Source organism: Pseudomonas sp. 05L36 (assembly GCF_056398125.1).
The window spans coordinates 1-25,061 of record NZ_JBFTOU010000019.1; the positions used below are offsets into that span (position 1 = coordinate 1).

The 25,061-nt window shown below is 56.3% G+C and carries 16 protein-coding genes and 1 pseudogene; 4 read left to right on the forward strand and 13 right to left on the reverse strand.

Annotation, left to right across the window (positions count from 1 at the left end; translation table 11 throughout):
• Positions 1-126 precede the first annotated feature (126 nt).
• Positions 127-1,980, reverse strand: a complete 1,854-nt coding sequence (locus AC1DKH_RS19585) for a DEAD/DEAH box helicase (RefSeq protein WP_477799000.1) — start codon at positions 1,978-1,980, stop codon at positions 127-129.
• Complete coding sequence (locus tag AC1DKH_RS19590; protein WP_477799058.1) at positions 1,973-2,956, reverse strand: HamA C-terminal domain-containing protein; 984 nt, start codon at positions 2,954-2,956, stop codon at positions 1,973-1,975. Before AC1DKH_RS19590 ends, AC1DKH_RS19585 begins: the two co-directional genes overlap by 8 nt.
• A 301-nt stretch (positions 2,957-3,257) precedes the next feature.
• Between AC1DKH_RS19590 and AC1DKH_RS19595 the strand changes: the two are divergent.
• A pseudogene (locus AC1DKH_RS19595) lies at positions 3,258-3,629 on the forward strand (glutamate synthase-related protein); the annotation flags it as partial.
• 33 nt (positions 3,630-3,662) lie between these two features.
• Here the strand turns inward: AC1DKH_RS19595 and AC1DKH_RS19600 are convergent.
• The 6 genes from AC1DKH_RS19600 to AC1DKH_RS19625 form a co-directional block, all read right to left on the reverse strand.
• Entirely contained in the window at positions 3,663-5,210 is a 1,548-nt protein-coding gene (locus AC1DKH_RS19600) for a glycosyltransferase family 39 protein (protein ID WP_477799001.1), read from the reverse strand.
• A complete protein-coding gene (locus AC1DKH_RS19605; RefSeq protein ID WP_477752322.1) occupies positions 5,207-6,172 on the reverse strand; it encodes a glycosyltransferase family 2 protein in 966 nt (321 codons plus the stop codon). Before AC1DKH_RS19605 ends, AC1DKH_RS19600 begins: the two co-directional genes overlap by 4 nt.
• The gene (locus AC1DKH_RS19610) at positions 6,169-6,543 is read right to left on the reverse strand and encodes a GtrA family protein (protein ID WP_477799002.1); all 375 of its coding nucleotides are present in this window, start codon (positions 6,541-6,543) and stop codon (positions 6,169-6,171) included. Before AC1DKH_RS19610 ends, AC1DKH_RS19605 begins: the two co-directional genes overlap by 4 nt.
• 147 nt (positions 6,544-6,690) lie before the next feature.
• Positions 6,691-8,199, reverse strand: a complete 1,509-nt coding sequence (locus AC1DKH_RS19615) for a glucosyltransferase domain-containing protein (RefSeq protein WP_477799003.1) — start codon at positions 8,197-8,199, stop codon at positions 6,691-6,693.
• A gap of 1 nt (position 8,200) precedes the next feature.
• Positions 8,201-9,142 carry a glycosyltransferase family 2 protein gene (locus tag AC1DKH_RS19620; protein ID WP_477799004.1) on the reverse strand — a complete coding sequence of 314 codons (942 nt, stop codon included), beginning with the start codon at positions 9,140-9,142 and terminating at the stop codon, positions 8,201-8,203.
• On the reverse strand, positions 9,139-9,513 hold the full coding sequence (locus AC1DKH_RS19625; protein WP_477752318.1) for a GtrA family protein: 375 nt from the start codon (positions 9,511-9,513) through the stop codon (positions 9,139-9,141). The genes AC1DKH_RS19620 and AC1DKH_RS19625 overlap by 4 nt, the downstream gene beginning before the upstream one ends.
• A gap of 244 nt (positions 9,514-9,757) precedes the next feature.
• On the opposite strand from AC1DKH_RS19625, the gene AC1DKH_RS19630 reads away from it, so the two are divergent.
• Complete coding sequence (locus AC1DKH_RS19630; RefSeq protein ID WP_477799005.1) at positions 9,758-10,897, forward strand: OpgC family protein; 1,140 nt, start codon at positions 9,758-9,760, stop codon at positions 10,895-10,897.
• Between the two features lie 112 nt (positions 10,898-11,009).
• Here the strand turns inward: AC1DKH_RS19630 and AC1DKH_RS19635 are convergent, their stop codons facing one another.
• On the reverse strand, positions 11,010-12,431 hold the full coding sequence (locus AC1DKH_RS19635; RefSeq protein WP_477799006.1) for an amino acid permease: 1,422 nt from the start codon (positions 12,429-12,431) through the stop codon (positions 11,010-11,012).
• 549 nt (positions 12,432-12,980) lie between these two features.
• Between AC1DKH_RS19635 and AC1DKH_RS19640 the strand changes: the two genes are divergently transcribed.
• Together AC1DKH_RS19640 and AC1DKH_RS19645 are read left to right on the forward strand one after the other, a co-directional pair.
• Entirely contained in the window at positions 12,981-16,091 is a 3,111-nt protein-coding gene (locus tag AC1DKH_RS19640; protein WP_477788623.1) for a transglycosylase domain-containing protein, read from the forward strand.
• A 165-nt stretch (positions 16,092-16,256) separates the two neighbouring features.
• The gene (locus AC1DKH_RS19645) at positions 16,257-21,176 is read left to right on the forward strand and encodes an NEL-type E3 ubiquitin ligase domain-containing protein (RefSeq protein ID WP_477799007.1); all 4,920 of its coding nucleotides are present in this window, start codon (positions 16,257-16,259) and stop codon (positions 21,174-21,176) included.
• A gap of 69 nt (positions 21,177-21,245) precedes the next feature.
• Here AC1DKH_RS19645 and AC1DKH_RS19650 read toward each other — a convergent pair whose 3' ends face one another.
• The 4 genes from AC1DKH_RS19650 to AC1DKH_RS19665 are packed head-to-tail and all read right to left on the reverse strand — an operon-like array spanning position 21,246 to position 25,055.
• Positions 21,246-22,466, reverse strand: coding sequence for a hypothetical protein (locus AC1DKH_RS19650; RefSeq protein ID WP_477799008.1), 1,221 nt, complete (start codon positions 22,464-22,466; stop codon positions 21,246-21,248).
• 35 nt (positions 22,467-22,501) lie between these two features.
• Entirely contained in the window at positions 22,502-22,996 is a 495-nt protein-coding gene (locus AC1DKH_RS19655) for a CS1 type fimbrial major subunit (RefSeq protein WP_477799009.1), read from the reverse strand.
• Between the two features lie 32 nt (positions 22,997-23,028).
• On the reverse strand, positions 23,029-23,772 hold the full coding sequence (locus AC1DKH_RS19660) for a molecular chaperone (protein WP_477752311.1): 744 nt from the start codon (positions 23,770-23,772) through the stop codon (positions 23,029-23,031).
• Between the two features lie 44 nt (positions 23,773-23,816).
• Positions 23,817-25,055 (reverse strand): hypothetical protein, encoded by a 1,239-nt coding sequence (locus AC1DKH_RS19665; protein ID WP_477799010.1) that lies wholly within the window; start codon positions 25,053-25,055, stop codon positions 23,817-23,819.
• Between the last annotated feature and the right edge of the window lie 6 nt (positions 25,056-25,061).

Here is a 25,061-nt window from a genome sequence, read left to right on the forward strand (position 1 = left end):
CCGCATGCCCACATGCGGTGGGGCTTAATGCCTCTTCCACCGGGACACGACTGCTAAGCTTATCCACAATTGCTGATGCAAAAATCAGCAATCCGCCCTGGGTCAATTTTCAATCGGCAGGGTGGGTCAGTTTTCAATCAGCGCCGACAGTGAGGCCTCACTAAGACGATACGAGTCTAAAATATCCAACTCAGGTGCAACTCGACTAAGAAAACCGTGAATGTCACCCTGCCTAGCTTTGTTGATGAGCATTCCAGCTGAAGCAACAGCACTTCTATGAGCTTCATCACGAGGCTTACTAGAAAGTGATTTATTCTCAAGCACATGCAAAACATCAGCAGCACAATAAGTAACAGCCTCAGTCAACGCAGATTTAATGGTGAATTTTGAAAAAACATCCATGGGCTGTTCGCTCCACGAGTCATAATTTACCAAAAAAACATTACCCACTATGTCTTTCGCCATGCGGCCTGCTCGACCTGCAAAATTCCATAAAAGAGCTGGATCAAGGATTTGCTTATCGCCTCTACCCCGAGCTGGTGTATCAATAAAAACATTGCGCGCAGGTAGGTTGATACCTTGGAAAAGAGTTGTAGTACATACCAAAAATTTAATTGTACCCTTACGAAATGCCGTCTCTATTGCGTCACGAAGTAATGCGGGCATCTGACCGTAGTGAAACGCAACTCCATTCTGCACCATACTAATTAAATGGTAATCTGGGTGGATATGATCTTTTATGAACATAATCAGATCATCATTTTTGCCAATTGCATTTTTATCTGTGACACCAAGAGATATTGAAGCAGCCAGCTTCGCAGCCTCAGTAGGTGTCTTAGCGTAGACTAACGAGCCTCCGCTACTTCCTAGCTCAAGCGCAACGGCGGCCAAGCGCGCTTCTGGGCTAGCCAAGCCAATGTCGCAAACCATGGTTCCAATTGATACGGCACCGTTGGTGGAGAGGAGCTTAAACTCTAGTTGATTAACACCTCGGCTTTTTGTCACTACGATTCGATTTTGAAGAACAGGAGAAACAGTAGTAGCGATCTCTGTAACCTGTGGCAAACCTAGGCTATCTAGTGCTGCTTTGAATCCATCTGCTCCTGGGGCCAGCATCACTACGTGGGTGCGAGAGTATCGCTCAAAACACTGCTCTATACAGTCTTGAAGAATCATCCCTCTTGCGCCGTCAGACAGGTTCTGCGCCTCATCCACAACTATCAAATCAATCTTTTCAGACATAGTAGAAAGTAGAGCTTGAAATCGCTCCTGGGTCAAAATGAATATCTGTCTCGAGGACTGCTCGAAGGTCGGGATGTCCGTCACACGAATATCGGTACAGGTCGCAAGCCGTTCTTTTATCTTTATTAGAACCTCTGCCAGCAATGCTCGCGTCGGGGCAATGTATACGAACGTGTAACTAGGAATTGTTATGGCGCGACGACACAAATACTCGATGACGAGAAATGACTTTCCAGCAGACGTGGGCGCTGATATCGCGAGAGAAGTCCCACTTTCCAACGAATCCCAAACTGTCTTCTGGTAATCGGTCAAAGCAATACTCTGACCATTAACATGAATCGTATTGAGATACTCAATTACGTTTCGCTGGATCATGCCAGTGAGAGTTGTAAGTTTAGATTTGAAAGTCAACTCGCCGTACTTAAGCCCCGGAAAATTTCCTAGCTCCGCCAATATAACTGAGCACCGTTCCAAAATAGTAGAATCCTGGCTTACTAGCATGGCATTGAACGCAATAGCCTGAGCTAGCCCTAAATGAACTTCCACTGGGGATTGAGCGAATACAGACGCGCAGTACAAAAGCTTTCCCAAAGCTTCCTGATCAGGTACCAAATTCGAAATTTCCATTTCACCTGGCAATGTACTTGCTGCACCGGACGCGCGAAGCTCGCCAAGCGACTTTTTAAATTCTAAGTTTTCAATCAAACGCGCCGACAATTCAGATGCAAAATTACTCATCTTGATCGCCCTCACACATTGAAGACTCATTCAATTCTAAGTCCGACGGAGCTGCAAGAATACCCAAAGACTCGTAAAACTGCTCCCTCAGCTCATTTACATCCGGTACGGCCACCAGATACAACATACACTTACTTTGATCGACACCGTGCTTCAATAATTGAGCACTTACATTTTCGTGATGCCGACCGTGATCATTTACGTATAAATCTCCAAAGTGACGTTCATGCCTGTCGAGCGGCCCATCATCATCAACTGGTATCGTATTCGCGAAATGTTTCGTTTCTGAGTAGCAGATTACGCCTACAGACCGCTCTCGCCTTGGGGCATTAGGTTTTGCAAATACGTCCAAATATTCCAAAAGAAGCTCCTTGTCCGCAGTTGCTAATGCGTCCAGATTCCCCAAATCTCTAACAAGCCCATACTCCTGCATATATTGCTTTTTGCTACTACCAAAGCCAGCAACTGACTCCGCATAATCTGCCGTACCGCTTGCGGCAGTCTTGGCCAGTTTCGACTCTAGAAAATATACATTCAGTCTGCCATTCGTAACGGAGGCGTGAATGCCGTCAAGGCCATGGACTGGCATGTTGGTTGAAGTCTTCAACGACATTTTGGCGACGAGTTGTGCAGCGTTCAGGTGATGTACGGCAACGCAATACGCAAGGACTTCTCCCACCTCGCTAGCCCTCGAAGGATATTCCTTTCGAAACTGGATAAACGCACTCTTAACTGCTCGGCTGATTTGGGAAGTCAGTGACAAGTCACCATTCGTACCTGACCTCAGAGCCGCCAAGTACGCGTCACGTCGCCGACGACTCAGGGCATAGTTCACCGCTTGGCTAGTCAAAAAATCAGCAAGTGAAAGGGTGTTTGGAATGTCCTCCTGGAAGCGTACATGTAGCAGCGCCATCTTCGGGGGGAGACCCGGCGGCTGTGAGGGAAAATCCAGAGCACATCTGACGAAATCATCCAACGGAGACTGATCGAGGAGTTGATCTATTACATCGCTGAGAGGTGAGCTAACTGATGATGACGACACTCTTCCTTTCCTTGGCAGGGCCCAACGCGAGCCTCTTGAACCTTCGGGAAGAGGAGAGACTGATGCGCGTAATGGCCTGATAATGACGAGGTTGAATGCAGAATGCCATCACCGTTCGATCCATCCGCCAAAAACATCAGCTATCCAGCAGGCGCTGCAAATAGTTACTCAACTATTAGGGCTACTGTCACTCACTCACTCTCAGAGGAATAGTTGGATTTTGGGGGGCATAAAGATTCGCTGCATCCAGTCGCAGAGCTGCCACACCAACAAATGCCCGACCGGCGTCGCCACCCAGGACACCCTGCGCCAGCGTGCGCTGGTGGTACCGGACAAGGCCCAGCGCGTGTTCAACTTCCACCGCAACACCCTCAAGGCCCTGGCGGAAATGCTCGCCGCCGCCGGCCTCGAACATCCGTCGCAGTTGTCGGCCAAGCACCTGGTACGACGCATGTCGGCGACCGAGATCAAGCTGTTCTCGCAGTTGCATGTGTTCCTCAAGCCAGGCGAGTTGCTGACCGGTGAGGTGAATGGCGAGTTTTACTCACGGATGTGGCAGATGGCGCGGGCGGACAGTTTCGAGCCCAGTGAAATAGCGGCCGCCTGACGTTGGCTCCAGCGCTGAAGGATTGGGACGACTTCAGCGCTCGCCGCCGAGTATAAAGAGACGCGCCTCGACTGCCCCTCCCTTGAGCGTCAGTTTCTGCGTCCACTCTGAGGGAAACTTCATAACATTTTCCGGGCGGGGCTTAACCGTTATCCACCAGACTCTTTTAGAAGCGGGACTCAACACTGAAAGATCGTTGAAAAAAATCCAGTCTTTGCGCGAGGGGATAAGGAGCCAGCCGCCAAAATCGCCGGGGCCTTCCAGCTCACCTGCTGGTGACCTGGAAATGTAAAGCCTCGGCTGAATTCCCGTGGTGTTGTAATAAGTAAACGGCAAATACCAGAACAATCCGTCCACGACAATCTCGTCACCGCTCTCGACGTAATGCTTGAGGCCATTCGCCACAATGTCCAGCCTGCCTGATGTTTGGCTGTAGCCAGCGCTCAATTCCTTTGGCTTCGGATATACCTTCAATACCCCATGTACTTCCGCCGCAATAAAAACACTCAGGCAAACGATCGCAACAACAGATGAGCGCTCAGCCAAACGATCCAACATAACCGCGACGATCAGGGGCAAACTGACTGCGGTAAACACCAAATATCGGGGATAGAAGAGTGGGGCAACCCATGACAGAAGAAATAACGTGATGACCGGTACAAAGAAGTAACCAATCAACAGCAAGATTACTCGTCGATCACTGCGCCATAAACGCAATGCCATCACCGCGCAGATGATCATCAACGCCGAAATAATCAGCGATACCCACAAACCACCCTCAGACGCCGATATCATCACCGTGTATTGCGAGACGAGGCCAGGCAACATATCCCACGTGGTAGGTGGTATCCATTCGAGGCCTTTCATCCCTGAGGTCTGGTGAATGAAATTCGGAAGCCAGGGCAAATACAGTACGACAATCGTGACATTGACCAGCAACCACTTTCGAACCGAAAACAAGACCGGTTCGTCACTCCCCACCCCCGACCAATACAACCAATGCACCAGGACACACAACGCCGCGAAGTAGTGCGTGTAAAAAGCCGCTGTCATCAGCAGCACATACATCACAGGGTAACGTTTGAGATGCGGTTGCCGGCTCCAACACACCAACGCGACCGTGGCGGCCATCAGCCAGAATCCGAGCAAGGCGTACATGCGTGCTTCCTGGCTGTAACGCACCGATATCGGCAGCAACACCAGTAACACACCGGCGATCAAAGCCGCCCTGCGCGTAGCAATCAGACTCATCAGTTTGATACACAGCACCAGTGTGCCGATATCGGCCAGCGTACTCAGGCTCCGAGCAGAAAACACGCCGTTGCCAAACACCATCGTCCAGTAATGGAGAATCAAGTAGTAAAGCGGAGGGTGAACATCACCCGCCGTAGTAGACCAGATCAACGCTGGCGAACGTTCGCTCAAGAGCAGGCTATAAGCTTCGTCATACCAGATCACCGGTACTGAAATTCCGTGAAGGCGAACGATAAGGGCCAGGGTCACCAACATGAAAACCGGACTGTAGATAACCAGGGCTTGCCGTCTCACATGAACATCGACCAAGCGATCTATCGCACTCACGTAATCTTCTCCAGTGAAGCTCGATCTACCGGCTCGTTACTACTTCTGGTGATTTCCTTGATCACATACCGGGGCCGATGCTTGGACTCCATGTAAATACGCCCGATGTATTCACCCAGAATGCCAATACCAATCAGCTGTACGCCCCCCAAAAACAAAATGGCGGTCATCAGAGACGGGTACCCCGGCACGTTATTGCCAAACAGCACCTTGTCCAGAACCATGTAAGTCGCATACAAAAGCGCTATCAGGGAGATGATACCGCCGATGTAGGACCATACGCGCAACGGTACAGTACTGAACGAAGTGATGCCCTCAAGTGCCAGATTCCATAGCTTCCAGAAATTGAACTTACTTTTTCCAGCCACCCGTGGAGCGCGATCGTACTCAATGACTTTTGTGTTGAACCCTGCCCATGACAGCACACCTTTCATGAATAACTGCTGTTCCGGAAGGCTCTTGATGACCTCAACGACTTTTCTATCCATCAAGCGAAAGTCGCCAACATTTTCCTCGATGCGGGTCGATGCAATCTGGTTGAGTAGTCGATAGAACAGGCTCGCGAATTGACGTTTGAAATAGCTGTCGGTCAAACGGTTTCGTCGTTTTGCCAGCACCACGTCAGCCCCATTGATCCACTCTTCGATGAGCCGCGAGATGACACAGATTGGGTCCTGCAGATCCACATCCATGGGAATTAGGGCATCGCCCGTTGCATGTTCCAACCCGGCAAACAAGGCAGGCTCCTTGCCGAAGTTGCGCGAGAAACTGATCACCACCACATCGGTGTCAACCAAGGCAATCGTATGGGCCAGATCGGATGTTCCGTCAGTACTGCCATCATTGATAAACACGATTTCAATGCGGTGTTCGCGCAAACTCGGATCATGACGCACGGCCTGATAGAACACCCCGATAGCCTGCTCTTCATTGAACACAGGGACAATCAGCGAAACCTTCATGCCTCGCGCTCGCAAAACACTACGAAGCTCGAAAACAAGAACCCGCAAAACAGGCTCAACAACGAAAACGTGGTGACAGTCAGCAGTCCATGAATGCGCCACTGATCAGCAAGAAAACCGACGCCGAAACTCAATACACCCATGACGCAAACAAACAGCAGGTATCGCAATATCGATACCTTTGCATCAAATGTATAAAGGGCATTCGCATAGAAGGAGAATGACGCAGCGGCACAAAACGCCGCAAAATTACTGGTGGCTTGGGTCAACTCGGCAGCATTGACGAGTACAAAAAAAACCTGCCAATGAATGAACGTATTGACCAGCCCGATCACCGCATAGGTAGAAAATCCCTTCCACAAAGCTTTCATGCCGGCTCCCGCCAATATCCCTGTTTCAGGTGGACTCAAGCTAAGTGATACCTCAACAGCGGTCTACTGACAGAAATAACAGGTTGGCAAGGATTTCAGACCAGCGGCAATGCTGACGATGTCGACACTTTTCACGACCCTTCAGATTCACCAACGTAGCGTTTTGCTCGGGGTCGGCTCCTTCATCACGATAAAACCGTAATCACCGATCAGGTAAATCCGGTAGTACTGGCTGTCCACCAGCGGCGGATAGCCCTGATAACCCACCCGCGTCGCGTTGCGCCGCTCCCGCTCCGCCGCCACGTTGGTGATCCCCGCTTTCGGCAGATTCTCGGCCAGCATGTAATAGTCGGTATTGAGCAAGTAGTGCAGCACCGGCAGCTGCTTGAATGAGCCAGCTGCCGCCACTAACCAGTAGTCGGAATAACTCACCGAGATGTAGATCCGCCTGGCCTCGCGCAGCGACTGATGGCTGGCGATATCGTACGCAAGGCTGGCCAGCGCCGTGGACGCAAAGGTTTTCTGCACGGTCAGCACCCGGCCATAGGCGAACGACAGCGACAACATCGCCAGCAGCGGAATGATCAACAACAGTGGCAGTCGTTCATGGATCGACGCCAGCGCCAGATGACTCAAATAGCACAGTAGCACCAGCAGCACGGCGAAGCCCATCAAGGTGCGGGCGCCTTCGTTGAAGTCGCGGAAAAACAACGCGACTCCGGACACCAGCAGCGTCACTACCGGCAATGTCAGCAAACACATCAGGCCGATCAACAGTTTCTTCGGGCCACCGTCCTGACGCGCCGCTACGTTCAGTCCCAGCCGCACCGCCCCGGCTATCGCCAACAGCAGCAACCCGCCGAATACCCAGAGCCATCCACTACTGAACAGCAGCACGACTTTTTCCAGGACCCGGGCAATGTTGATCTGGATCTGCAATAGAGGATGCGCCGACCAATTGAGCAGCAATGTGCGATTGGAGTCCATGAACGGACCTGCACTGACGCTGTAGATCAACCCACCGAGGATCAGTTGGGCGGCTTTCCAGCCCAGCAGGTCGCGCCACGGCACCGGGGTGGTTTTATCGTTGGCGGCCCTGAGCAACTCCAGGCAACACAGGCCCAGGAACACATTCAGGCTGATCTGATACAACCCCAGCGCCAGTGCGATCAGGAACGACGGCACCAGCCACTGCACGCTGCGCCACGGGTGACGAAAGGTGATCGCATAGATCACCGCCACCAGGCTCAGGGCCGTCGCGGGACCGTCGTATTGATAAGACAGGTTCTGCAGGAAGAACGGGTTGTACCAGAGCGGCAACAGCACCAGGCAGCAAGCGACGCTGGGCTGGCGGAAGTAATGGAACGTCAGGCTGGTCAGCGCCGACGCCATGGCCAGCGTGGCGATCAACAAGGGCAAGGGAAAGATGTTCGGCGCGGCATGGCTGAAAGTCAGGGCGTTGTAGAACAGCTGAGCGAACAGTCGCCCCTGTTCAGCCCAGGCCATGCCCGCCGCCAGCGAGCGCCAGTTGTCATCGATGTAGGGGAAGTCCGCGAGGATCAATGGCAGGACATACAAGAAGGTCGCGAACAGAAAAAACCGCCAGACCTGATGCCGGCTGAGCTCGCGAACGAGGAAGTCGTTGAACCGGCCCATGCTAGCGCCCGCCCCGGTCTTTACCGCCGACGATGTCCTTGATCACGTAGCGCGGCCGGTGCTTGGCCTCGATATAGATACGACCGATGTATTCGCCGAGGATGCCGATGCCGATCAGTTGCACGCCGCCGAGAAACAGTATCGCCGTCATCAGCGACGGATAACCGGGAACGTTGTTGCCGAAGAAAATCTTGTCCAGCACCATGTACACCGCATAGAGCACCGCGAAAATCGAAATGCCGCCACCGACGTAAGTCCACAAGCGCAGGGGCACGGTGCTGAACGAGGTCACGCCTTCCAGCGCCAGGTTCCACAGCTTCCAGCCATTGAACTTGCTGCTCCCCGCCACCCTTCCTGCCCGCTCGAACTCCACCACCACGGTGTTGAACCCGGCCCACGACAACACACCTTTCATGAACAACTGGTGCTCGGGCAGGGAACGGATCACGTCGACCACCTTGCGATCCATCAGCCGGAAGTCCCCGACGTTTTCCTCGATGCGGGTATAGGCGATGCGATTGAGCACGTGGTAGAAAATCGACGCACTGTGACGCCTGAGGTAGCCGTCGACGTCCCGATTGCGGCGCTTGGCGAGTACCACATCGGCGCCCTTTTGCCACTGCTCGACCAATAACGGGATGACACTGATCGGGTCCTGCAGGTCGACATCCATGGGAATCACGGCATCGCCGCTGGCGTGTTCCAGGCCGGCAAACAGTGCCGGCTCCTTACCGAAGTTGCGCGAGAAATTGATCAGCATGACCTGATCATCCGCCTTGGCCAGTGCCGTAGCCTGTTCGGCCGTGCGGTCGGAGCTGCCGTCGTTGATGAACACGATCTCGACTTCGGTACCGCTGAGCTTCAACTCCCGTCGCACCGCCTGATAAAACAGATTGATTGACTGTTCTTCGTTGAACACCGGGACAATGAGGGAGATTTTCATCGATCACGCTCGCGAAACACCACGTATTTGGAATACAGGAAGCCGAACACCAGGCTCAATGCCGAAAACAGGGCCACGGTGAGCAAACCGTGCAATCGCCAGACGTCGCCCAGATGGCCGACACCCAGGCTCAACGCCCCCATGCCCGAAACAAACAGCAGATAACCGCCGACCGAGGCACTGGCGGCGAAGGTAAATTGCGCGTTCATGTAGAAGGAAAACGACGCAGCCACGCAGAAGGCTGCCAGGTTGCTGAACGCCTGACTGAGTCCGGCCGCCATGCTCAGCAGGAAAAAGACCTGCCAGTGAATCAGGGTGTTGGCGACCCCGATCACCGTGTAACTGGACAGCCCTTTCCACAACAGTCTCATGTGAGACTCCCGTTTTTAGAACGTTGCACTCATTGGTATTTGAGCCTGTCTACTGTCACAAATCGCAGTTTTTTGGACCTTTCTGACCAGCGGTTGAGCCTTGGGGCAACGCCCGAGACATTCGGTAATAGCCCGGTTTTGCAATTGCCCGCGAATCAGTCCACCCTGCGCGCCGCCGCTTGGGCGCGAGGCCTTTGCGCCCGCGGCCAATCCCATTTTCACCCGCTGTTACGAGCCAGCTGTCATGACGTTAGCACGCGATCACCGGATCGACTTTTTTCGTGGTCTGGCACTGATCTTCATCTTTTGGGATCACGTGCCTCACAACCCTTTGGGACAAATCACCCTGCGCAACTTCGGTTTCAGCGATGCGGCCGAGGTTTTCGTGTTTCTGGCAGGTTTCGCGTCCGTATTGGCGTACGGCAAAGTCCTGGCGCGCGAAGGCTTTCTGATCGCCTGCGTGAAAATCCTGCGCCGGGCATGGGTGCTCTACGTGGTGCATATCTTCCTGCTGGCGATGCTGATGGGCATTGTGTTTTTCGCCAACAGCCATGTGGAAACACGGGACCTGGTGGAGGAAATGGGCATGCATCACTTCATCAGCAACCCGCAGCAGGCCCTGATCGATGAACTGTTGTTGCGCTTCAAGCCGAACCTGATGGACCCGTTGCCGCTGTACATCGTGCTATTGGCAGGTTTGCCCCTGGTACTGCCCGTACTGGTGCGCAAGGCCTGGGTGGTGGTCGCGATGTCATTGGCGCTGTATCTGATGGTGCCACTGGCGGGCTGGAACCTGGCCGCCATCAAGGACGGCGTGTGGTATTTCAACCCGGTTGCCTGGCAATTGTTGTTCGTACTCGGCGGTGCCGCTGCGATTCACAGCCAGCGCCCGCGCCTGCCCGACACTCGCCCGCTGCTACGCCAGCCGTTGTTTGTCAGTGCGGCGCTGTACGTAGTGACCGCGGGCGTGATGACCGTCCTGTGGCGTTGGCCAGAGCTACACGATGCCGTGGTGCCAGCGAGCCTGAAGAACCTGCTGTACCCCATCAGCAAGACCGACCTGTCCCCCGTGCGCCTGCTGCATTTCCTCGCACTGGCCTACGTCACCGCGAAACTGATTCCCGACAGCGGATGGACGCAAAACTGGCTCGCGCAGCAAAGTTGCCGAATGGGCCGTTTCTCGCTGGAGATTTTCTGTCTGGGCGTGCTGCTGGCGCCTTTGGCGGACATGCTCAATGCGTTGACCGACGATGCGTTTGCCATGCAGATTTTCACGGCGCTGGTGGGTGCAGGTTTGATGGCGTTGCTGGCGACCTGGCTGGAGTTCAACAAGCGTTTGAACCGTACTGCTCAGGCAGCCCAAGGATCGACCGCAATATTGTAGGAGCGAGCTTGCTCGCGATGGACTCAAGAGCGCTGCGTTTATCCAGTAAACACGCGTTATCGTTGACGATCATCGCGAGCAAGCTCGCTCCTACAAGTTTCAGCGTTACGACTTACGAGGCCGAACGAACCGCACCTTGCGAAACATTCGTCGGTTGCAGCTTGAACATGTAGAACAGCACCGTCAGCAGCACCAGGAACGCAGGTCCCACATACAGCGCCACGCGGGTGTCCGGGAAGTACGCCATCAGGCCGACCACCAGCACCAGGAACGCCAGCGCCAGATAAGAGCTGACCGGGTACAGCCACATACGGTATTTCAGGCCAGCCGCTTCGCTTGCGCTCAGGCCTTTGCGGAATTTGAGCTGGGCCAACAGGATCATCACCCAGGTCCAGATCGCGCCGAAGGTGGCGATGGACGTCACCCAGACAAAGACCTTCTCCGGTACCAGGTAGTTCAGCAGCACGCCCAACAGCAAGGCGAAGATCGACAGCAGCAGCGCACGCCGCGGCACGCCGTTGCTCGAGGTCTTGGCGAACCCCGCCGGGGCCTGGCCGTTCTGCGCCAGGCTGTAGAGCATGCGCCCGGTGCTGAAGATGCCGCCGTTGCAGGACGACAGTGCCGCGGTGATCACCACGAAGTTGATGATGCCGGCGGCGGTCTTGATGCCCAGACGCTCGAAGGTCATCACGAACGGACTGCCTTGGGTACCGATTTCGTTCCACGGGTAGATCGACAGGATCACGAACAACGCGCCGACATAGAACAGCAGAATCCGCCAGAACACCGAGCCGATGGCATTGGGGATGGTCTTTTGCGGGTTCTTCGCTTCACCGGCGGTCAGGCCGATCATCTCCACACCCAGGTAGGCGAACATCACCATTTGCAGCGACATCAGCACGCCAGTTATGCCGTTGGGCATGAAGCCGCCGTGGGTCCACAGGTTGGAAATCCCCAGGGCCACGCCGTCGTTGCCGAAACCGAAGGCGATGATGCCGATGCCGCCGAATACCATCGCAATGATGGTGACGATCTTGATCAGGGCAAACCAGAACTCGAATTCACCGAAGGCCTTGACCGCGATCAGATTGATCGAGCCCATGCTTATCAACGCAGCGAGCGCCCAGATCCAGCGCGGTACATCGGGGAACCAGATGCCCATGTACACCGCCACGGCAGTGATTTCCGCGACGCAGGTCACCAGCCACAGGAACCAGTAGTTCCAGCCGGTCAGAAAGCCCGCCAGCGGGCCGAGGTAGTCTTGGGCGTAACGGCTGAACGAGCCGGCGACCGGATTGTGCACGGCCATCTCGCCGAGGGCACGCATGATTACCAGGATCGCCAGACCGCCGATGATGTAGGACAGCATGATGGCGGGGCCGGCCATTTGGATGGCCTTGGCTGAACCGAGGAACAGACCGACGCCGATACAGGCACCGAGTGCCATCAGGCGAATATGCCGCTCGCCGAGTTCACGTTTAAGCGGACCGCCCTGAGCGGTCTCGCCGTTGGGCTGGTGATTGCCTACGGGCATAAGGGGTACCTCATCTTGTTGTTGGATATGACCGCTGAGCGTTGAAGCCCCCGACCGATAAGCCAGCTGCTTCGCGTAACCGGGTCTGCTTTGTAAGCAGAACCGTCCTGTAGGACAAAACCTGCAAGATCAGCGGGTCGTGCAGTATAAAAAGCTGACGACAGAGATATTCACTCTATAAACCACTAAATTCAGCCATAAACCCCGGCAATAATGCGACTTTTGGAGAGGCTTCACCTGGATCTTGTAGGAATTTCCGCCATTTAAATGGCGCGGAGTATTGCACGACAATGGTGCATCGCCATGCCCCTACCAAAGCCGTATTTACCTTAGAAAGGCTCTACTCCAGCCATTACAGACCACCACCCGTCTCCAGTTGCTATCACAACTGTGGCGAGGGGGCTTGCCCCCTCGCCACAATGGCTCCATCCGGCCCAGTTAGTGGTGAGTCCGTGCATCATTTTGCCCCTCACATTTTTTTCACCTTCGCCAACCACCGTCTAAGCTTCAGTGAAGTCCGATCAATCTGCGTGAATGGATCAGTCGACTATGGGCGCTTTGTGGCAAACCGATTCGAGTAAAACCGAGGTTCCGACTGAACGTGAGGATGAAGCGCCGCCACCTGAAAAACCCCGTCGTTCCAGACACGGATGGGGAGCGTTCTGGCTATTGCTGTTGATTATCGCGATTGTCGTGGGGCTGGCGGCTGCGAGGGAAATGCGTACCTCGAAGTTCCAGGCCCGGGAAGTCAGCAAATACGCCGCGTCCCTGAACTATGAGCTCAAACCCGGCCCCAGCGATGCGATTCGCTATCCCGGCGACGGTCCGTTCGATCGGCGCCTGGGCTACAGCTCGCTGGATGAATTCCTGCCGCGCTTGATCAAGCGCGATTTCGTCGTTGAGGCGCAAACCCGCTTTTCTCCGGCGCTGTTGAAGTACAGCGACAAAGGCCTGTTCGTGCCTTATGCCGAGAAAATCCAGGCCGGGCTGTCGATCACCGATTGCCGCGCTGCGCCGCTGTACCAGTACAACTACCCGCAGCAGCTTTATTCAACCTTTGCCTCGATCCCGCCGGTGGTGGTCAACAGCCTGTTGTTCATCGAGAACCGCTTCCTGCTGGACCCCAAACAACCCCTGGCCAACCCGGCGGTGGACTGGCCACGGTTCGGTATGGCGGCGTGGTCCCAGGTGGCCAAGATATTGCACGTGCCCGGTCAATCCGCTGGTGGCAGTACCCTGGCCACGCAACTGGAAAAGTACCGGCACTCCCCCGATGGCTTGACGGTCAATGGCGCGGAAAAAATTCGCCAGATGATTTCCGCCACCGTACGCGCCTATCAGGCCGGGCCACAAACCCTCGAAGCCCGGCAGAACGTGGTTCGCGACTACCTCAACAGCGTGCCGCTGTCGGCCGTACCGGGCCACGGTGAAGTGCATGGCATGGCTGAAGGCTTGCGCGTGTGGTATGGCTCCGACTTCAGCAAGGCCAACGAAGTCCTGACCAGCACTGCGACCGATCCAAAAACCATGGCGGAAAAAGGCCTGGCCCTGCGTGAAATGCTGTCGCTGATGATTGCCCAGCGCCGCCCGTCGCATTACCTGACCAAGGGTCACGATGAACTGGCCGACCTCACCGACAGCCATATTCGCCTGCTGGCGCAAAACAGTGTGATCAACGCCCAGCTCGCCGCCGCCGCCCTGGCCAGCAAATTGACCTACCGCGACTGGGCCACCCAGCCGACCATTCAGCCGATTGAAACCAACAAGGGCATCAGTGTCGCGCGCAGCCGTCTGGCCGGCATGCTCAATCGCCCGCTGTATGACCTCGACCGCCTCGACCTGTCCGCCACCAGCACCCTGCAAGGCGAGTTGCAAACCGAGGCCACCGAGTACCTGAAAAAACTCGCCGACCCCGCTTTTGCCACACAAATCGGCCTGATCGGCGAACGCCTTCTGACCACCACCAGCACCACCCAGGTGCGCTACAGCTTCACCCTGTTCGAACTGACCCCGGACGGCTCGCGGGTACGGGTGCAGACCGACAGCACCGACCAGCCATTCGACATCAACGAAGGCAGCAAACTGGAGCTGGGCTCCACCGCGAAAATGCGCGTGCTGACCACCTACCTGCAAATCATCTCCGAGCTGCACGACAAATACGCTGGCATGGCCGTCCCTGAACTGAAGAAAGTCGACGTGCCGGAGCAGGACCGCCTGAGCCGCTGGGCGGTCGATTACCTGATCGAAAACAAGGACCGCGACCTGCAAAAAATGCTCGGCGCAGCCCTGGACCGCAAATACTCCGCCAGCCCCGGCGAGGCGTTTTTCACCGGGGGCGGCCTGCATGTGTTCCACAACTTCCGCAAGGAAGACAACGGCCGCATACCGACACTGCGCGACGCCCTGCGCGAGTCGATCAACCTGCCGTTCATCCGCCTGATGCGTGACCTGGTGCGCTACACCACCTACTCCGGCCCGAACAGCAGTGCCGAACTGCTCAAGGACGACCGCGACCCGCGGCGCCAGGAATACCTGGCCGAATTCGCCGACAGCGAGGGCACTTCGTTCCTGCTCAAGTTCTGGAAGAAGTACAAGAACAAGGACACCCAGGACCGGCTCGAGACCTTCCTCGACAGCATGCGCCCGACCCCGATCCGCATGGCCGCCGTGCACCGCTACCTGCTGCCACGGGCCAGTCAGGCAAGCTTCAACGCCTTCGTGCGCTCGCACCTCACCGGCGCCAAGCTCACGGAAAAACTCACTGACGAACGTCTCGTACGGCTCTACGAAGCCTACGGCCCTGGCTCCTACGACTTGCCGGACCAGGGCTTCATCGCCAAGGTTCACCCGCTGGACCTGTGGCTGATGGGCTACCTGCTCAATCACCCCGACGCCAAGTGGGGTGAAATCGTCAAAGCCAGCCAGTTCGAGCGCCAGGAGGTCTACAGCTGGCTGTTCAAAAGCCGGCACAAGGGTGCCCGCGACAGTCGCATCCGCACCATGCTGGAGATCGAAGCATTCCTCGACATTCACCAGCGCTGGCAGAAAGTCGGCTACCCATTCGATCACCTCGTGCCCTCGCTGGCGACCGCCATCGGCAGCTCCGGCGACCGTCCGGCAGCATTGGCGGAACTGATCGGCACCATCCTCAACGACGGTGTGCGCATGCCGACCCTGCGTATCGACAGCTTGCACTTCGCAGCCAACACACCGTATGAAACCAAATTGATCAATGACCCGAACGTCGGCAAACGGGTCATGCCGTCCGAAGTCGCCACCGCCATGCGCGAAGCCTTGTCGCAAGTGGTGGATGCCGGTACGGCGAAACGGGTGTCCGGCAGTTTTGTAACGCCGGATGGCAAACCGTTGGCCATGGGTGGCAAAACGGGCACAGGGGACAACCGCATTGAAGCCATTGGTTCAGGCGGGCGGATTCTGAGCTCCAAATCCATCAACCGGACGGCGACGTTTGTCTTCTACATTGGCGATTCACACTTCGGTACCTTGACCGCATTCGTGCCCGGGCGCACGGCCGAAGCCTTCAAGTTCACCTCGGCGTTGCCGGTGCAGGTACTCAAAGGCATGGCACCGATTCTCATGCCATACCTGCAACCCGGCAGCAAAACAGGTTGCTTGCCGACTGAAGTCGCGCGGCGTTGACAGAGCCATTACGCTGCACAGGTGGTAATTAATTATTTTCGGCATGGATAATTCCAATGCATTAGCGGTGCAGGCGCTGATCAAGCAACAGAAATAGCGGCTTTTACTTTGGGCCCTGGGCGTTAGGCTGGTGACTCACATTAACGCTCAAGGTTTATTAACAACATGCCTGACTTACAAGGAAGTACGTCGACAACCGACCATAAAGGCCGGCACTACGAATTCATCAAGAGCCGGATTCATCCGGTCTTTCAAAGCACTTCATTGCGAAATGTCCGGGAACTGGGCCGCGCCGAAAAAGCGCCCGCGCCCTGGATCAAGACAGCCACCGCGCTCAATCAATCCCGCTTACAAAAAGCCAGCCTCGAACTCTGGTCTTCCCGCAACAAGGTGGATCGGTTTCTCGACCAGTTGCAAAACGTTTATGAATTTGCCGAGCCCATACTCGCCGATGCGCTGAAGAAGCTGGATATTGATGTCGACGTTAAAAAAACGTATTTGCATCTTTACCTGGCCAAAGAACGCCCCTGGTATGTCATCGATACATCCGGGGGTGTCGTCACCCGCACTGTTTCGCTGATCGACGCCGCACTGCACAACTTCGCGCTTGGCGAAACCTGCGAACCGGATTCGGACTTCATCAGTCAGCCCGATCAGCGCGGTCAGTTCGATGTCTTGCCCATCAAACACAAGCTCTCCATCGCAAGGTTTCAGGCGTTGTGCCGTGAGCTGGACATCGGCGCCCGCTACACCCGATACCTGGAAGAACAGTTGCTGCCCCGTGATGGCGTCGCAAAGTATTTGCTCCAAAGCCGTATCGTTGAAAGCGAGAAAGCCGCTTTCAGAGCCGCCGTGGAACAGGCGACGATGGCCGGCGATATCGACGCCGATGCCCGCGACAGGGTCATTGAAATGCTGGAGGGCCAGCGCAACACCACCTGGAAAGGCAAGTCGGTGCAATTCGCCGACCTGTCCATTCTTGACAGCCCCTTGACCGGCATCGTGCTGATCACTGCGGTCCTGGAACAATCGCGCGAAGTGATGCCAGTGATCGCTTATGTGCCGCAGGACCCGCAGCACCCACTCAAGCAATATCCCTCGACCGTCGCGTTCATGAACGAACTGACGCGCCAACTGCGCGACGACGCGCTTATCGCCTCCACCGGGATGACGTACCGCCAGTTCTTCAGCCGGTTCATCGACCACTCGCAACGCGGGCATTTCTTCGGCGGGCTGCAACAACGTCTGTTCGAGGTCAAATGGCATCGAAAGGAAACGCTCGATCCGGGTCCAAGCTGGCGGGATGTGCCGATCGATAACCCGCGATTGAGTTTCGACATCGAGCCGATCACGGGCGAACTCTGGGTACATCTTTATCAAAACAAACTGAACAAGATTCTCAATGACGCTCGGGACATCGCCGTGTCGACCGTCGATACCGATCGCAATGCCCGGTGGGCCTGGTGGGACAACTTCAAAAAAATAGTCTCCGATATTTTCAATGTTGCCCTGTTGATCGCCACGCCATTCGTTCCTGGGCTGGGCGAACTCATGCTGGCCTACACGGCGTATCAAACGACCAGTGATGTCATTGAAGGCGCTGTGGACCTGGCCGAGGGACTATGGGCAGAAGCAGCGGATCACGTTGTGGGGGTCCTGACGGACGTGGTTCAACTGGCTGCGTTTGCCGCCGGGGCGAGCATCGCCGATGCGTTCCGGCTCAAGGTTTCTACATGGGTCGAGGGCCTGCAACCGGTGAGCTTGCCCACCGGTGAAACCCGCTTGTGGCACCCGGATATCGAGCCCTACGCCCATCCAGACCTGTCGCTGCCAACAGATTCCAGGCCCGACCGGCTGGGCCTGCATCGTCATCAAGGCCGGGACATTCTGCCGTTGGAGGGTCGCCACTATGTGACCCGCAAAGATCCGCAAACCACGCAGTATCGACTTGAACACCCCTCCCGCCCCGAAGCCTACGCACCGAAACTGGCCCACAAAGGTCGCGGCGCCTGGCGTCATGAAGGGGAAAACCCGTTGACCTGGGACGGCCCAAAGCTGATGCAACGGCTGGGGCACATGACCGATGGCTTGAGCACAAGGCAACTGGAAAACATCCGCCTGATCAGCGGTAGTGAAGAAGACGCACTGCGGCGCATGCACGTCGAAAACGCCGAGCCGCCGCTATTGCTGGAAGACACGGTAAACCGCTTCAGGGCGATGGAAGATGTGGCTGCCACGACTACGCAGATTCGTTCGGGAAGCCCGATAGACCCGTCATCGCATTGGTTCGAGCAACTGATCACCGAACTGCCGGGCTGGCCGTTCGACCATGCCTTGAGGGTGTATGAACGATCCGACCTGCTCGGCGCGTCCCGCCTGTACGGCAACGCCAATGCCCGACCGGAACGGACGCTGGATATCGGGCTGGCAGAGGTGATGGCAGGCAGGCTACCGGAGCGGGTCGTCAGGTTTCTCGATGAGCAACAGCTCGAAGCCCTGGTCGGACCGGGAATCTCCAGACAGGCGAAGGTGCAGCACCTGCGTGATCGCCTGGCCGACCAGGTCGAAGGACGCAAGACCAACGTCGCGGATTTCATTTATCGCTCTCGCGCACGCACTACCGATCGACGCGTTCAGGTCATGCAGCGGCAGTACCCTGAACTGCCGACGATCATCGCCGAACGCCTTGTCGCCAATGCCCGGCAAGACGATCTGCACATCGTCGACACACAGCAACGCCTCCCACTGGATCTCAAGAGCCGCATCCGCGAATGTGCTTTTGAAACCCGCTCGACACGCGCCAGCGAGGGCTTTTTCCAGGCCGAACGACTGACCGCCGACACCGAGCGCCTGACACTCAACGCGCTGCGATTCAACAGCGAGGCCCTGCGCGATCTGCGCGTGGAAATACGTGACGGCACCGCCGATGGTCCTTTGCGTTGCAGTGTCGGTCCTGACGATGCCACTCACCTACGCCTGCTATTACGCGTCGGAGACGGCCGGTATGAGGTGGTTGACGGTCAACATCGCCCGCTTTCCGATGCTGTCGACTTTCATGAAGCGCTGCTGCGCGCCTTACCGGAGCAGGCACGCCGATCAATAGGTTATGGATTGGGCCAGGGACAAGCCTTCAAGCAATGGATAATGGCCAAGACCATGGCACCGGCCGAACGCCGCACGCTCTTGCTGGAACCTTCCATCCGGCCGGTGGCGGAGCTGGACACGAGCCTGCTGTTACGCGGCCCCGGATTTTCCAGACAGCCAGTGACCGTTGAGCAACGGGTGCAAAATCTGTATCCGCACCTGCGTGAACATGAGGTCGACAACTTCATTCGATCCATGCCTTCGGGCAGCGATCCTGTTCAGTTGATAAACAACCTGGAACGAGAACTCACAGAGCTGGAAAACCTCCTTGACGCATGGAAGACAAAAAACACGCCGTTCGAGCCCGACAATACGCTCCGTCCGCCCAGAGAAATCACTTTCATCGCTGATCGCCTGATGGATTGCTTCCAGCGAAAAACCCTGGTGTTCGATGAACGCAGCACTCACTTTGACAAGGGTTATGCACTGGACCTATCCACTGAACTCCTGAGTTTCAACCTGGAGCCATGGTGGAAGCAGCTACCAGACATCCGCCCGTATCTTGAACAGATCAGCACCTTGAACCTGGACAAGATGGCATTTACGTCCGGCTCCAAGGGATTATTGAAAAGCTTTACCCAGCTACGCCATCTCAGCGCACGTCGCTGTCAGCTGACCCGCTTGCCGGACAATGTGGCCCGCATGCACCTGCTCGAAACCCTGCGTCTGAGCGGTAACCATATTGCGCTGGATACAGAGTTGGTCGAGCAATTGAAGCATCTGACACGCCTGCAGACCCTGCGGCTCGATCACAACCCGCTGCGCCAGGCGCCCAATGTCGAACGAATGCCACGCCTGAAAGTGCTTAATCTTTCAAACACCGGCATCGATACCTGGCCAGACGGACTGCTGAGCAAACAGCGTCCAAAGGGGTTCTTTCTTGACCTGCGGGAAAATCCGATCAAGACCGTACCCAATGTCGTCAACGGGTCAAGGCAAGCATTAGTAGTGGCGCGCGCACGGCTGGACATCGAATCCCTGGACGATATTCAACGCCAGATCCTGTTCCAATACCGCGATTCAGTGGGTTTGCCGCGCCAGAATACCTACGCCCCTCTGGCCGCCAATGCGCGCGCCAAATGGCCGGTCGATGATGACTCCTCACTTTGGGGCGCGAATTCGCCTGGCCTGGGGACTTATAGAGCGGAGGCCTGGGACAATCTGATGAACGAGCCGAACAGTGAAGGCTTCTTCAGAATCATCGACAGCCTGACGGATTCGGCCGACTTCAGAGCCGGTGGCGCTACCCGCGCAGCCTTGTCCCGTCGTGTCTGGGAACTGATCGATGCGGTGGATCTGGATACGCCACTGCGCGAAAAACTGTTTCAGACCGCCGAGCAACCCACCACCTGTGCCGATGCCAGCTCCGAAGTTTTCAACAATATGGGCGTGCAGGCGCTTGCGTCCCAGGCGTATACCTATTCGACCAATGCCGCCGAACTGGAAACCCGGCTGGTGAGCCTGAGCAAGGGTGCCGCGCGCTTGCAACGGGTCAATGACATCGCCCGGGCCGATGCACTGTCACGTCCGAGCAGGGCCGAAGAAGTGGAAATTTACCTGGCGTATCAGACTCGTCTGGCCTCGTGCCTAGGCTTGCCGTGGCAATCGGAGGGCATGCTTTATCGCAATATCGCGGCCGTGAGCGACAATGCCATCGAACAGGCGTACACCACCGTGCTGGCGCTGGAGGAAGGGGACGGTTTGCTTGACGCCATGCTCCAACAGCTGTTCTGGGAGAAGTACCTGCATGAAACCTATGACCTGAGATTCCGTTCGAATGATCGGGCGTTCGATGAAAAGCTGCGACTTCTCGAGCAACGCAGGGAAGCCGGCGAAATCAACGAGCAGGCCTACTCGGAAAGCATCAACACGCTGGCCGATGATAAACTGCAATTGGGACGAAGCCTGACCCGGATGCTGCTGGATAAATACGCGCTGTAAACGGGTAACCGGCTCCTGTAGTCCTGGCGTGCCTTGTCTTCAGGAGCCTGGCTTTTTTTTTACCGAGCGTTACACATCCGAGTCCCAGAGAACGGTGATGTTGCCGCTGAACGTGTCACTGAATCCGGGACGGAACAAAAAGTCGATGGAGTCCTGGGTCATCTCGAAACGCAGTGAACCCTCTTTTCGATCCACATATAACCCTGGCTGGAAGGGTCCCAGCCAGGCGTTGGGTTGAAGTAAAACTTCCTTGACCGGCCCGTTGTGACCGTCGATCCCGACGGGCAAGCTGAGTTTTGTGTGCACTCTGGCGCGATTGTTCGTCGGACTCCGCAAATCGCATACAAACCCGCCCCCAATGCACTGCAACATGACCCTGAAGCTCGACGAAGCCGAGATGTAAAACAGTTGGTCGGCGTAAATGCGGGTCGGCTTGCGAGCGCTCTCGATCCAGGGTTGCCAGCCGCCTTCGGGCTGCAGCGTCACCTTGTTCCCACCCGGTGGCAGATCGACCTTGAGCGTGTGCTGAACATCCAGCACGAAATGGAGGTACAGCGAAGTTTGGTCCGGCACCATTGAGCCCATATCGAAGTCTCCACCCTGCCCGACGGTATATGTCATCGACCCGGTGTAAAGCCCGCTCGACATACCCAAGGGATTGGGCGTGCGCAGCTCATAGGCAAAATCGAAGTACTCGAACGTCATGCCTCCTGGAATGTTGAAAGCGGCCACCTTGGTACACGCCGCTTGCACTGGCGTCTTCCAGAAAAAACGATAGGCCCTGTCGCTGTAGCTTCCTACACCGCTGTACAGACAAGGCGGGGCTGCGTAAACCCAACTGCCGCTGGTCCAGAGCTTTTGGTGACCTTCAAGTATGTCTGTCACCCCCACCAGACTGGCGGCTGAATCACTCAGGGAATATCTTGAACCCATGCCGGTGATGCGTATTTCGACGGTTTCTGTTTCCTGGGTATCGCGATTGGTGACCGGGAAACGCCGCCAATCGGCAGGCGTTTTTACCCCCACACCCGAGATACCGGCCCAGATGGGGCCAGTGGAATTGAAACGAATCGGCACCTGGATACTGGACATCCCGGTGGCGGCGCATTCGGTTGGATGGATCGCGCAATAGCCGCTATTGGGTGTCTTGTTGATGAACACGTTCCTGTTCGGTTGCGCCGGATCAGGCTGGAACAACGCGCGAATCTCCTGATTCGCCGCCTCCGCCGAGGTCACGCACAGCGTCATCAACAACGCCAGTTTGCCGGTGAATTTTTTAAAACTTTCCATTCGTGTCATTCCCGATTGATTCGATGCCACAAGCTTCATTCTCCTGGCGCCCTGGCGTTGAACAGCAGCAAAACGTTGCCGGCGTAATCACCCGCGCGGTATCCCCCGAGCGGTTTTACCGGGTCGATCTCCAGCGCCACTCGCTTGCCCGTTGCGGCTTCTTCCCGAGACACGACCTGACGCAGGACAGAACTCAGTTCAACGCCGTTGAACCTGACCCGCAGTGCAATGTCGTCGTCCGGCCTGCCATTCGACAGGTAGGGGACGCTTTCCAGGCGCGCTTCAATCGCGCTGGTGTCGTGGCGCACGTCGAAGTTCTTTCGCAGGCTGCCCAAGGTTGATGTGGGGTAGCTCCAGAGCAGTGGCTGCGCCCGGTGAATCCAGTCCGGTTCGGACGGAATGATGTAAAAAGCCCGACTCGGAACCGTCAGCGATACTTCGAACGTGTGCTCTTCGCGAGCGGCCCAACTGATGGTGCTCGCCAGTCCAGTGATTGCCATCAGTACGACGACGGCGCATTGCTTGCTCATATTCATTACCTATCCCGCCAATGAAACAGCCGTTAGCGGCTCACTACCTTCAAGTCCTGTTTACGTTCGCCTTCGAGCAGCTTGAAACGGTATTCACGGCCCTTTTCCTTGTCGAAGCCGAATGATTTACCCGCCAGAACATGGTGTTTGGTGGTGGCTCCACAATCGCTCTCCTTGCTCAACGAACAGTTTTTGAATTCATCGATGACGAGCACCGAGTTGCCGTTGTTGCGCAGTTCATAACGGCTGTCGGTTTCAGTGATGGCTGTCTCGAAACGTGCGTCTTTGGGCCGCACGAAGAAGATCGTGCCGAACCCGGTCATGACATTGACGCCGGCGCTCAGGGTCTTTTTGTAGTCCTCACGCTCTTCGCCGCTGACCACGAATTCGTCCTCCTTTTCCGGCACCACCGGCACGAAACGCACGCGAAAATAACGTTCGCGGTCACGTTCGCCCATGTACAGCAGGCGAGTGCCCTGCATACCCTGCGCCGGCACGATCAGTCGCGCGGGGCTGGCCATCAGGCCATTGCGCGATGCCTTGTCAGCGGAGGTCTCGACCGGAATTTCCCGAGACGTGCCGTCAGCCTCATACACGATCTCCAATACGTTGACCTTGACGAACGCGGTGCTGTCACCGCTGTTGAAGACCCGCTTCAGGTAAGTGCTTTTGTCGCCATCCAGATAGTCATAAACAGTGCCGACATTGATTTGCGGCCCGGCGTTCGCCGCCATGCAAAACACACTGAGCATCGACAGCAAAAACAGACGTGTCATGTCTTCAATCCCAAAAAAGTTAAACAACATGGAGGGCCGGACGCTCACACTTCCGAATCCCAGATGATGGTGATATTGCCCTTGAGCGTGCCGCTGAAGCCGGGGCGCATCAGAAAGTCGATCGCGTCCCGCGGCATCTCGAAACGCAACGAACCAGGCTTGCGATCCAGATAATGACCAGGCTGAAAAGGGCCTATCCAAACGTTATTCATCAGCGAGACATGATTGACCGGGCCATTGCCGGGACCGGTGATGCCCGCGGGCAGGCTGAGCCTGGTCTCCACCTGTGTACTGTTGCCGTTCTCGCCGCGCAGATAACATCGAGTACCGCCCAGCGAATCGCACTGCATCATTACGCTGAAGCGCGAAGACGCCGAGATGAAGAAGGCCTGATCGCGGTAGATCCTCGTCGGCTGGCGACCGCTTTCGATCCAGCGGTTCCAGCCGCCTTCGGGTTCCAGCGCCACCTTGTTTCCGCCCGGTGGCAGGTCGACTTTCAGGGTGTGCTCTACATCCAGGTTGAAATTGAGCATCAATACCGAGTCGTCCGGCTGCATGATGTCCCCCATGTCGAAATCCATTCCGGGCCCGACGGTGTAGGTCAGGTCGCCGTAGTATTGGCCCGAAGACATTTTCAGCGGGTTGGGTGTACGCAGTTCGTAGCCAATCTGTACATGCTCATAGGTAAAGCCGGGGATGCGGTAATTGGCCCGAGCGGCGCACACGCTCGTTCCGGACGTCAGCCAGAAGAACGTTCTGGCGTCTGGCCACGCATACATGCCTCCGGTACTTCTGCACGGCGATGGCGGTGCCCAGGTCCAGTCGCCCAGAAGACGTGCATGCCAGCCGGGCCATGTCGTAGGCTCACCTTCTCCCACGAGGTTTTCCGCCGTATCGGAAAGAATGTAGCGGCCTCCGATCGAGACAATCCGCACTTCCACCTCGGCCTCTTCCTGCGTGTCGGCATGCCGCACGCTCAGTCTTCGCCAGTCGCCTGGGACCCGAAACATCGGCGCCCGACGCGGGTCGTTATTCCCGGCCTCGATCGCACCGACAGACTGGAAGCCGATTGGTATCAGCAGAGAAAACAGGTCTCTCTCCTTGCAGAACGCAGGTTGATTCGCGCAATGCCCGGTGACAGGAGTCACGTTGATAAATTCGTTGTGCATCGGTTTTGCCGGGTCGGGGCGAAACACCGCGCGGATATCCATGGTTGCGCCTGATACCGATTCACCTGCCAGGCTCAACAACAGCAATACCGCCAGGCCCCCCAGTGAACGCATTGACCT